The following is a 10,073-nucleotide window of genomic DNA, read 5'->3' as shown; positions in this document are numbered from 1 at the left end:
CGATGATCACCCACACCTTGGCCCTCGAAGACATCAACAAGGGCTTCGAGCTCATGCATTCGGGGACAAGCATCCGAAGCGTGGTACTGTATTGAGGAGAAGACGACGGAATGCGGCACGACTTTGAAATGGCCTGCGGCTTTTTCGCAAATTGATCCTGATTTGGGAGCCGTGGGCAGCTAAAGAGGAGGAGCTGAACATGCCAAGTCAAGTATCGATACACCCCGCCCTCGACGGCGGCGTGAAGAAAGGCCAGGCAAATTTCAATGGCGGCACGCTGGTCTGCGCTTGCACCGACCGCGCTGTCAAGGTCGCGATCAAGGGCACCATCGCCCACAATCACGCCTGCGGCTGCACCAAATGCTGGAAGCCGAAGGGAGCGGCCTTTTCAGTCGTCGCCGTGACCCCGCATGAAAACGTCACCGTGCTGGAGAATGGCGACAAGCTGCAGATCGTCGATCCGGATGCGCTGATCCGGCGCCACGCCTGCAAGGGCTGCGGCGTCCATATGTACGGACCGGTGGAGCGCGAACATGCGTTCAAAGGGCTCGACTTTATCCATCCGGAACGCTTCCAGGAAGGGGGCTGGCCGGAGCCAACATTCGCGGCCTTCGTCTCGTCGATCATCGAATCGGGCACCCCGCCTTCGGCGATGGCAGGTGTTCGTGGTCGCCTGAACGAACTCGGCCTCACGCCCTATGACTGCCTGAATCCGACGCTGATGGATGTCATCGCAACCTGGGTGGCTAAGAAGGCAGGCACGCTGAAGGAAGCCTGATGTCTTGAACGAAGGGCAGCCGTCGGACTATGAGACCCGAACGAACCGCCGCTACGCGCCCCTCAGGGCCGCGTGGCGTTTCAGCCAAAGATTGAATTCATGATTTATGTCGATGCAGACGCCTGCCCCGTGAAGCCGGAAATCCTCAAGGTCGCCGAGCGCCACGGCATCGAAGTGACCTTCGTGGCCAATTCCGGTCTGCGCCCTTCGCGCGACCCGATGGTGCACAATGTCATCGTCTCGGCCTCGTTCGATGCCGCCGACAACTGGATTGCCGAACATGCCGGCGCCGGTGATGTGGTCGTCACCGCCGATGTCCCGCTAGCGGTCCGCTGCGTGGCGACCGGCGCCCTTGTCAGCGGTCCGACGGGTCGCGTCTTCGACAACACGAATATCGGCATGGCCAGCGCCATGCGCGATCTCGGCGCTCACTTGAGAGAGACCGGCGAAAGCAAGGGTTACAGTCCTGCCTTCGGCCCGAAGGATCGCTCCCGCTTCCTCGAAACTTTCGATCGCCTGTGCCGCCGGGCAAAGGCACCTACTCCAAGAACGGACGATAGAGAATGAACATCATTTCACAGACGACCGCCTTCGGCGGCATGCAAGGTGTCTTCACGCACCAATCCGACGCCTGCAAGTGCGATATGACCTTTGCAGTTTTCGTTCCCCCAAAGGCCATCAAAGAGCCCTGCCCTGTTGTCTGGTACCTCTCTGGCTTGACCTGCACGCATGCGAACGTCATGGAAAAGGGCGAGTATCGACGCATGGCTGCCGAACTCGGCTTGATTATCGTCTGCCCGGACACAAGCCCGCGCGGCAATGACGTACCGGATGAGCTCACCAATTGGCAGATGGGCAAGGGTGCAGGTTTCTATCTTGATGCGACCGAAGAGCCATGGTCGGAGAACTACCAGATGTACACCTACATCACCGAAGAGCTCCCGGCCTATGTCAGCCAACACTTCCGCATGGACATGAGCAGGCAGGGCATCTTCGGCCACTCAATGGGCGGGCATGGCGCAATGACCATTGCACTCAAGAATCCGGATCGGTTCAAGAGCTGCTCGGCGTTTGCGCCGATCGTGGAACCCTCGACCGCGGACTGGTCGGCTCCGGCGTTTGAAAAATACCTCGGAGCTGACCGCGCAGCCTGGCGCAAATACGATGCCTGCGCCTTGGTAAGCGATGGAGCACGTTTCCCTGAGTTCCTGATCGACCAAGGGAAGGCTGATGGTTTCTTGGAGAACGGGCTGCGTCCCTGGCTGTTCGAAGACGCCGTCAAGAATACTGATATCAAGGCCACACTGCGCATGCATGAGCGCTATGATCATTCGTACTATTTCATCTCGACCTTCATGGACGATCACCTGAAGTGGCATGCCGAGCGGCTTGCCTGAGGCACGCGCAAGAAACGGGTGGTAGGTCTGCCATGACGTTTCCTACGTGAGTTGAAGCGTTCCCAAAGTCCCGGGCTTGATCTGAACCCTGGCGCATCGGGAACGTCTTCGCTCTGAGGATGGAGACTTACGATGGCTTGGCTTCTGCTTTTTCTTGCCGGACTTTTCGAATGTGGCTGGGCGATCGGTTTGAAATACACCGACGGTTTCACGCGTCTGGTACCGACCACTTTGACCGCCATTTCCATGATCGTCAGCGTCGTGCTGTTGGGCATTGCCGTCAAGACGCTGCCGATTGGGACGGCCTACGCTATTTGGACGGGTATCGGTAGCGTTGGCACCGTGTTGCTCGGCATCTGGCTACTCGGTGATGCCGCCAGTGCCCCACGTCTGCTCTGCATTTCAATGATTGTTGCGGGGATCGCCGGCTTGAAGGCCACGGCATGAGCTGCAGCCGCGGCCGGTAAAACCGGTCGCGGCATTTATCGCTGTTAGGCGGCCGCCTTGCGGTGGTCGATCGACAGAGCACCAGCTCCGGCGAAGAAGATGAATAGGAAGATGAAGCAGAATAGAATTGCAGCGTCGCCACCATTCAGGGCCGGCCAGAACGCCTTTGGTCCGTGCGCCATGAAATAGGCGACCGCCATCTGGCCCGACAGGATGAAGGCGACCGGCCGTGTGAACAGGCCGATCAGCACCATAAGGCCACCGACGACTTCGAGCAGAGCGGCAACCAGCATCAAGGGCGGCAGCGGGCCTTCCATTTGTGCAGCTGGGAACGCGAAAAGCTTCATCGTTCCGTGCTCGATAAAGAGCAGTGCCGTAATAACGCGCAAAGCGGCGAGCGAATAAGGCTGATATGCGCTCAGTCGTTCCAAACTCGACATGTAGACTTTCCTTTTGAGTAAAGACAGCGGAGCGTTAGCTGCTTCGCCAAAAGGAATGAAGACACGGATCGCTGACAGACGATCACTTCTTCTTGATTTTCCTTAGCTTTCCCCAATCTAGTCTCCTCAAAGCGGGATATTGTCGTGCTTCTTCCAGGGATTGCTCAGGTCTTTGTTGCGAAGCATCTTGAGGCCGCGCGCCAGGCGCCGCCGCGTAGAATGCGGCATGATCACCTCGTCGATATAGCCTCGTTCAGCTGCCACAAATGGTGAAAGGAAACGGTCCTCATACATCTTCGTGTGTGCAGCGATCTTTTCGGGATCGGCGATATCCTTCCGGAAGATGATCTCGACTGCACCCTTGGCACCCATGACCGCGATTTGAGCCGTTGGCCAGGCATAGTTCAAGTCGCCCCTCAGATGCTTGGATGCCATGACGTCATAAGCTCCGCCGAACGCCTTGCGCGTAATCACCGTCAGCTTTGGCACCGTCGCCTCTGCATAGGCGAACAACAGCTTTGCGCCGTGCTTGATCAGTCCGCCATATTCTTGAGCGGTACCCGGCAGGAAGCCGGGCACATCCACGAACGTTACGATCGGAATGTTGAAGCAGTCGCAGAAGCGGACGAACCGTGCCCCCTTTCGCGACGCATCGCTGTCGAGCACACCGGCCAGCACCATTGGCTGGTTTGCCACGAAGCCGACGGTCGAGCCCTCGATCCGACCGAAGCCGCAGACTATGTTTTTGGCGAAGCTTGCCTGGATCTCGAAGAAATCACCCTCGTCCACTGTCTTCTGGATCAATTCCTTGATGTCATAGGGTTTGTTGGCGTTGGCTGGCACCAGCGTATCCAGCGATGCATCGATGTCTGTCACCGGCTGGTAACATTCGATTTCCGGCACTGGCGAGGTGTTTGATTGTGGCAGAAGGTCAATAAGTCGGCGAACCTGCAGCAACGCCTCGACATCATTGTCGTAGGCGCCGTCGGCAATCGAGGACTTCGTGGTATGCACAGAAGCGCCGCCGAGCTCTTCCGCGGTGACGGTCTCGTTGGTGACTGTCTTCACCACATCCGGGCCGGTCACGAACATGTACGACGTGTCGCGGACCATGAAGATGAAATCAGTCATTGCGGGCGAATAAACGTCGCCGCCGGCGCACGGTCCCATGATAACCGAGATTTGCGGAATGACGCCCGACGCGAGCACGTTGCGCTGAAACACCTCAGCGTAGCCGCCAAGCGCAGCGACGCCTTCCTGGATGCGAGCACCGCCGGCATCGTAGATGCCGATGATCGGCGCCCTGTTTTTGAGCGCCATATCCTGCACCTTCATGATCTTCTCGGCATGCGCCTCGGAGAGCGAGCCGCCGAACACCGTGAAATCCTTGGCGAAAACGAACACGGTTCGTCCGTTCACCGTACCCCAGCCGGTGACGACGCCGTCGCCGGCAATCCGCGTCTTGTCCATGCCGAAGTCGCTCGATCGATGCTCGACGAACATGTCGAACTCCTCAAAGGAGTCCTCGTCGAGGAAGAGATCAATTCGCTCGCGCGCCGTCAGCTTGCCGCGCTGATGCTGCGCGTCGATACGCGCCTTGCCGCCACCGAGCCTTGCAATCCCTCGGCGACGTTCGAGTTCTTCAAGAATTTCCTTCATAGATACTCCTCACCGCGGATATCGCGGCCGGTTCAAGCGCGTCCGGCGCTTAGCGAGAAAGCCGAACGAATGCGGGCGGCGATGTCCTCGGCAAGGATTTCGTCGGCGGCCGTGGGACTGTTGGAGAAGCTCGTGACCTCGAACGAGCTAACGGCAATGACCGATCCGTCTTCGACCGAAGCAGCATCGATGCTGACCTTCGCGACATTCCGGCTCTTGTCGAGGCCCTGGCCCTTTTCGACGAACAGGATGCGGATCGTCAGCACGACGCGTGGATAGACTTCGGTCCGCACCGTAGCGTTGATCGCCGCATTTACCCGATCACCGACCCCGGCAAGGATTGCGGGCGGTATCTTCTGCGGGCTGACAACGACAGCGCTTCGGACGTCATAGACTGGGCCGGGTTGCTCCTTTGCGAAGAGCGAGCAGGACGCGAGGGCGATGCAGATAAGCGCAACCCGAAAAAAGCACGACTTGAGCCAGTTCATTAAAAAAATCCGCATCCGCCCCCGATAGAGTCGCAGATTTTCGCGATAACTGACATCAAAGCAATATGTTTCAGCCCTTCATGGCCAAAAAAACGTCCGCAGCGGCCTTGAAATCCTCGAAGCGCTTCTCCCGCCGTTCTTCGGCCTCTTCGTCGCTGCCCCAATGCTCGATTGTCCAGTCTTCGTCGAGATGTGCGAGCGACCAGACGTTCTTCGCCGATAGGACACGTTCGGCAAAGGCAAGCGCCAGCAGCGCCGAGCCGGTCAGCGTTGTGATGGTATGTAGGGCGGCGAGGACCGTGGCCTTGTCGTGCCGCTTCAACGCCGCGGAAAACGCGGAGATGGCTTCCGGTGGTTGATCGTGATGCATGACACCCTCGATCAGAATGAAGCGCGCGCCGAGCGAATTAGCGGCCCAATCGAGCACTGGATCCCAAAGCTCTTTCTGACGCTCGACGAGTTCCTGCGGTGCATCGGCGCGATAGCAGAGAAGATCACTTGAGGAGAAGCGCAGAATGTCGTCAAAGACGGCCTGCGTATCGGTTGCAACCCCGTCGATAGCGGTGTTGACGAGCCGGGTCACGGGCATGGTTGAAGGGTCGATGAGCTCGGCCTGTGCCTCCCATTCTGGCACAAGAAGTTCTGCAAGCGGCTTCGTCGCGACAACAAGCAGCTTGCGGGCTGGCGTCCGGATTGCCTTGCCATCCAGTTCGATCGAGAAGCCTTCGTCGAGTTCCCGGATTGTGACTGTCTTATAGAAGCGCTTCGGCAATGGCTTCTTCATCTGGATCTGGGCGCGACGGATTGGGTCTGGATGACTCAATCCTTCAGCTTGGTCGTTCAACAGATCACGCATACCTCACCTCAGGAAAAGTGCTTCATAATATCGCTCGGATGGCGAACAATGCTGTCGGCACCCGCAGTCACCAGATCGTCCACGCTGGCATAACCCCACGATACACCTACCGCCTTCGCGCCCGCAGCCTTCGCCATCTGCATATCGTAGACAGCATCACCGATGACGATGGCATCGGCGGGATTCATGCCGGTCTCGCTGCAGCACTCCATTACCATAGCTGGATGCGGCTTCGATGGGCAGTCGTCCGCAGTACGCGAAACAATAAAATGTGGTGCAAGACCATGTTTTTCGAGGATGTGGATAAGACCGAGACGCGACTTGCCGGTTACCGCGCCGATCAGAATGTCATCGTTCCGCGCCAATTCATCGACCAGCGGCTTGATGCCGTTAAAGAGCGGCACGTCCATTCCAGGTTCGTCACGGACACCGGTATAGATCGCCCTATAATGCGCCGTCATCGCGATCGCTTCATCGTCGACATGAGGCTTTCCACGCATCCGCGCGATCGCGATATCCAGCGTCAGTCCGATGATCGACTTCGTCAACGAGACATCAGGCCGGTCATAGCCGAAATGCACGAATGTCCGCGCCATCACCTCATGGATCAGCGCGGCGCTGTCGACCAGCGTCCCGTCGCAATCGAAGAGTGCGAGCCTCATTCGTCGTCTTCCCTTTCCTGGGATGCGAGATCGAGGCCGAGCAGGTTCCAGGTCTGCACCATATGCGGCGGCAAAGGTGCACTGACGCGCAGTCTGCCGCCGGAGGGGTGCGGAATGTCGATCTTGCGCGCATGCAGGTGCAGCCGCTTCTGGATACCGCCCGGGACATCCCAGTTCGGATCCTCGATGAAATACTTGGGGTCGCCAATGATCGGGTGACCGATATGAAGCGCATGAACGCGCAGCTGGTGCGTCCGTCCGGTATAGGGTTCCATCTCGAGCCAAGCGAGGTTCTGCGCGGCGGTTTCCAAGACGCGATAGTAGGAAATCGCGTGATCGGCTCCGTCTTCGCCGTGCTTGGCAACACGCATCCGGTCGCCATCCGCGGTCGCTTCCTTCACCAGCCAGGTCGAGATTTTGTCCTCGTGCTTGCGCGGAACGCCTCTTACCAGCGACCAATAGGTCTTTTTGGTATCACGCTCGCGAAACGCTGCCGTCAGTTTCTGTGCGGCGCCTCGGGTGCGGGCGATGACAAGGACGCCGGATGTATCGCGGTCGAGGCGATGCACCAGCCTCGGCTTTTCGCCCTTCGGGCTGGTCCATGCTTCGAGCATCTTGTCGATATTCCGCGTCACACCAGACCCGCCCTGCACGGCAAGACCGGCCGGCTTGTTCAGGACGATCACCTTGTCGTCTTCATGCAGCACCATGCGCTGCAGAAGCTCGTAATCGCCCCCGTGTTTCAGATCATGGCCGGCGATCGGCGTGTTTTTCGACTTGGCGTCGACATCGAGCGGCGGCACGCGCACCACCTGCCCTGGCTGCACGCGCGTATCGCTTTTCACGCGTCCGCCATCGACGCGGACCTGACCCGATCGCAGAAGCTTCTGGAGTGGGCCGAAACCGAGCCCCGGGAAGTGCACCTTGAACCAGCGATCGAGCCGCATGCCCGCCTCGTCCAGCTCCACTTTTTTGTGTTCGATACCCGCCATACGTCATCTTTCGGAAAATGGTCTTAGGCGCGCTGTGCGGCCTTTGCGGCTGGCTTTAGAGCATTTTCGCCGAAAACGGAAACCGTAATCTCACAAGATTGCACGCATGAGCGCCAGTCCGGCGATTACCCCGGCCATCGACAGGCCGACGCTTGCGACGATATAGACAGCGCCCGAGACAACTGCTCCACGCTCGAAGAGCGAAATGGCATCGAGCGAGAATGCCGAGAAGGTCGTGAAGCCACCGAGAAAGCCGGTGATCAGCAGCAGGCGCAATTCCGGCGATGCATCGAAGCGTCGAATGATCATTTCGGCGAAGACGCCAATGACAAAGCAGCCGACAACATTGACGGTCAGTGTTCCCCACGGAAAGGCCGGGCCTGCGAGCCTGAGAGCCCACTGGCTGACGTAGTATCTGAGGACGGAACCGATTGCGCCGCCAACGGCGACAAGTATGGCCTGAATCATTGAGTCGTCTCTGTTTTGCCGCGCCGGAAATTCCAATCATCTCCGGAGAAGATCAAGATGCATAAAATGCCAGCGGTTAATTTAGCCAGTTAAGAACGTGCGACGCCTTATTCTGACCGTATGACAGTCTTGGTAGGCATGATAGCTGCGAGCACCGCGGCCGCAGCGTTTGATACGTTGCGGATTCCGCAGCGCGTGTCCGCAAGCACGGCTGCGAAAGAAGCTCGCCGCGCAGCAGACCGTCAGATGAGGACGGCCAGCGGCCAAGACGTCGAAGAACCGGCCAACATCATTCAATCGACGGAAGTCGCGCTGGATCTAATGACGATGGGGCAACGGCAGCCACAGGCTGGGTTGAAGCAGGCATTGAAACTCTACAGCGACAGCTGAGCATCACCCGCCTCCTCGCTCCGTCGCGCTATACTCAAATCTACGCGACAAAAATTTGTTCGGCGGCGACATTCCCCCTTGCCAAGTACAGCCCTGGCCAGATAATTGCCCTCGACCTTGTTGGGAGAAGCTGGTCGTCTACGACCGGTGCCGAAGGAGCAACCGCCCCGGAAACTCTCAGGCCAAAGGACCAGCAAGGGGCAGACGGAACTCTGGAGAGAAGCGTTTTCGAAACGCTCGCCGAAGGGATAACAATCTCAGGCACAGGGACAGAGGGGGCTCGAAATGCAAGGCGCAACCGCGTCTGAAGATTTGAGCCCGCGCATGGAATTCCAGGCGCAAACCCCGGAGGCGTCGTTGGACGATACTGCTGCCCTCAAGAAAACTCCGCTTCACGCGCTGCATCTGTCGCTTGGCGCCCGCATGGTGCCCTTCGCAGGCTATGACATGCCGGTACAATATCCGGCCGGCGTCATGAAGGAGCACATCCAGACCCGCACGTCGGCCGGTGTCTTCGATGTGTCCCACATGGGCCAGGTCGTCATCAAGGCAAAGTCCGGAAAATATGAGGACGCCGCGCTTGCGCTCGAAAGCCTCGTTCCGGTCGATATCCTCGGTCTTACCGAAGGTCGCCAGCGCTACGGTTTCTTCACCGATGGCAACGGCGGCATTCTCGACGACCTGATGATTACCCATCTCGACGACCATCTCTTTGTCGTCGTCAACGCCGCCTGCAAGGATGCCGATCTTGCTCACCTGCAGAAGCATATCGGCGACACCTGCGACATCACGCTGCTCGATCGTGCGCTGATCGCCCTGCAAGGACCGCGCGCCGTCGAAGTGCTTGCGGAACTCTGGGCCGATGTCGCGGCAATGAAGTTCATGGACGTGCGCCATTGCCGGCTGCATGACGTTTCCTGTCTCGTCTCCCGCTCGGGCTATAGCGGCGAAGATGGCTTTGAAATCTCGATCCCGGGAGACAAGGCGGAGGATGTCACCAAGCGGTTGCTCGAGCATCCGGACGTGGCGCCGATCGGCCTCGGTGCCCGCGACAGCCTGCGCCTCGAGGCGGGCCTCTGCCTCTATGGCAACGACATTGACACGACCACCACGCCTGTGGAAGCTGCGCTCGAATGGGGTATGCAGAAGGCGCGCAAGACGGGCGGCGCCCGTGCAGGCGGTTTTCCTGGCGCAGACCGCATCTTGGCCGAGCTTGAAAAGGGCGCTGCCCGCCGCCGTGTCGGCCTGAAGCCTGAGGGTAAGGCTCCGGTTCGCGGCCACGCCAAGCTCTTTGCGGATGCTGAAGGCAAGACGGAGATCGGCGAAGTGACCTCGGGCGGCTTCGGCCCCTCGGTCGAGCATCCCGTCGCAATGGGCTACGTCACGGTCGCCCAGGCGGCTGTTGGAACCCAGGTCTATGCTGAAGTGCGCGGCAAGTACCTGCCGGTCATCGTCAGTGCCCTCCCCTTTATTACACCGACCTACAAACGCTGAAA

General features: G+C 59.0%; 13 protein-coding genes and 2 riboswitches. Of the genes, 6 read left to right on the top strand and 7 right to left on the bottom strand.

The genetic code is table 11. From position 1 onward, the window contains the following. Positions 1-199 precede the first annotated feature (199 nt). The 4 genes from gfa to sugE all read left to right on the top strand — a co-directional run bounded on the left by gfa (position 200) and on the right by sugE (position 2,622). The gene (gene gfa, locus FHX09_RS24435) at positions 200-778 is read left to right on the top strand and encodes an S-(hydroxymethyl)glutathione synthase (protein ID WP_132593073.1); all 579 of its coding nucleotides are present in this window, start codon (positions 200-202) and stop codon (positions 776-778) included. A 99-nt stretch (positions 779-877) separates the two neighbouring features. Then, on the top strand, positions 878-1,345 hold the full coding sequence (locus tag FHX09_RS24430; RefSeq protein ID WP_132593075.1) for a YaiI/YqxD family protein: 468 nt from the start codon (positions 878-880) through the stop codon (positions 1,343-1,345). Beyond that, the gene (gene fghA / locus FHX09_RS24425) at positions 1,342-2,175 is read left to right on the top strand and encodes an S-formylglutathione hydrolase (RefSeq protein ID WP_132593077.1); all 834 of its coding nucleotides are present in this window, start codon (positions 1,342-1,344) and stop codon (positions 2,173-2,175) included. Before FHX09_RS24430 ends, fghA begins: the two co-directional genes overlap by 4 nt. Positions 2,176-2,307: 132 nt before the next feature. Then, positions 2,308-2,622: a quaternary ammonium compound efflux SMR transporter SugE gene (gene sugE, locus FHX09_RS24420; RefSeq protein ID WP_184450771.1), complete on the top strand. Its 315-nt coding sequence runs from the start codon at positions 2,308-2,310 to the stop codon at positions 2,620-2,622. Positions 2,623-2,666: 44 nt separating this feature from the next. Here the strand turns inward: sugE and FHX09_RS24415 are convergent, their stop codons facing one another. The 7 genes from FHX09_RS24415 to crcB all read right to left on the bottom strand — a co-directional run bounded on the left by FHX09_RS24415 (position 2,667) and on the right by crcB (position 8,187). Then, the gene (locus FHX09_RS24415; RefSeq protein ID WP_132593081.1) at positions 2,667-3,062 is read right to left on the bottom strand and encodes a DoxX family protein; all 396 of its coding nucleotides are present in this window, start codon (positions 3,060-3,062) and stop codon (positions 2,667-2,669) included. A gap of 126 nt (positions 3,063-3,188) precedes the next feature. Continuing rightward, positions 3,189-4,721, bottom strand: a complete 1,533-nt coding sequence (locus tag FHX09_RS24410) for an acyl-CoA carboxylase subunit beta (RefSeq protein ID WP_007789629.1) — start codon at positions 4,719-4,721, stop codon at positions 3,189-3,191. Between the two features lie 32 nt (positions 4,722-4,753). Continuing rightward, positions 4,754-5,209: a hypothetical protein gene (locus tag FHX09_RS24405; RefSeq protein ID WP_007789628.1), complete on the bottom strand. Its 456-nt coding sequence runs from the start codon at positions 5,207-5,209 to the stop codon at positions 4,754-4,756. Positions 5,210-5,279: 70 nt separating this feature from the next. Further along, positions 5,280-6,065 carry an ATP12 family chaperone protein gene (locus FHX09_RS24400; RefSeq protein WP_132593083.1) on the bottom strand — a complete coding sequence of 262 codons (786 nt, stop codon included), beginning with the start codon at positions 6,063-6,065 and terminating at the stop codon, positions 5,280-5,282. 8 nt (positions 6,066-6,073) lie between these two features. Then, on the bottom strand, positions 6,074-6,727 hold the full coding sequence (locus tag FHX09_RS24395) for an HAD-IA family hydrolase (protein ID WP_184450770.1): 654 nt from the start codon (positions 6,725-6,727) through the stop codon (positions 6,074-6,076). Continuing rightward, entirely contained in the window at positions 6,724-7,719 is a 996-nt protein-coding gene (locus FHX09_RS24390) for an RluA family pseudouridine synthase (RefSeq protein WP_037081974.1), read from the bottom strand. Before FHX09_RS24390 ends, FHX09_RS24395 begins: the two co-directional genes overlap by 4 nt. 90 nt (positions 7,720-7,809) lie before the next feature. Beyond that, on the bottom strand, positions 7,810-8,187 hold the full coding sequence (gene crcB / locus FHX09_RS24385; RefSeq protein ID WP_132593085.1) for a fluoride efflux transporter CrcB: 378 nt from the start codon (positions 8,185-8,187) through the stop codon (positions 7,810-7,812). A gap of 120 nt (positions 8,188-8,307) precedes the next feature. On the opposite strand from crcB, the gene FHX09_RS24380 reads away from it, so the two are divergent. Both FHX09_RS24380 and gcvT read left to right on the top strand, forming a co-directional pair. Next, positions 8,308-8,577 carry a hypothetical protein gene (locus FHX09_RS24380; protein WP_184450769.1) on the top strand — a complete coding sequence of 90 codons (270 nt, stop codon included), beginning with the start codon at positions 8,308-8,310 and terminating at the stop codon, positions 8,575-8,577. Between the two features lie 111 nt (positions 8,578-8,688). Further along, positions 8,689-8,776: riboswitch (glycine riboswitch) on the top strand. A 3-nt stretch (positions 8,777-8,779) separates the two neighbouring features. Further along, positions 8,780-8,860, top strand: a riboswitch (glycine riboswitch). A gap of 74 nt (positions 8,861-8,934) precedes the next feature. After that, positions 8,935-10,071 carry a glycine cleavage system aminomethyltransferase GcvT gene (gene gcvT, locus FHX09_RS24375; protein WP_132593087.1) on the top strand — a complete coding sequence of 379 codons (1,137 nt, stop codon included), beginning with the start codon at positions 8,935-8,937 and terminating at the stop codon, positions 10,069-10,071. Positions 10,072-10,073: the final 2 nt, after the last annotated feature.

This window comes from Rhizobium sp. BK538 (assembly GCF_014197575.1).
Taxonomy (GTDB): Bacteria; Pseudomonadota; Alphaproteobacteria; order Rhizobiales; family Rhizobiaceae; genus Rhizobium.
Note: the sequence above shows the minus strand (reverse complement) of the source record. Positions and strands in the feature narration are given on the sequence as shown.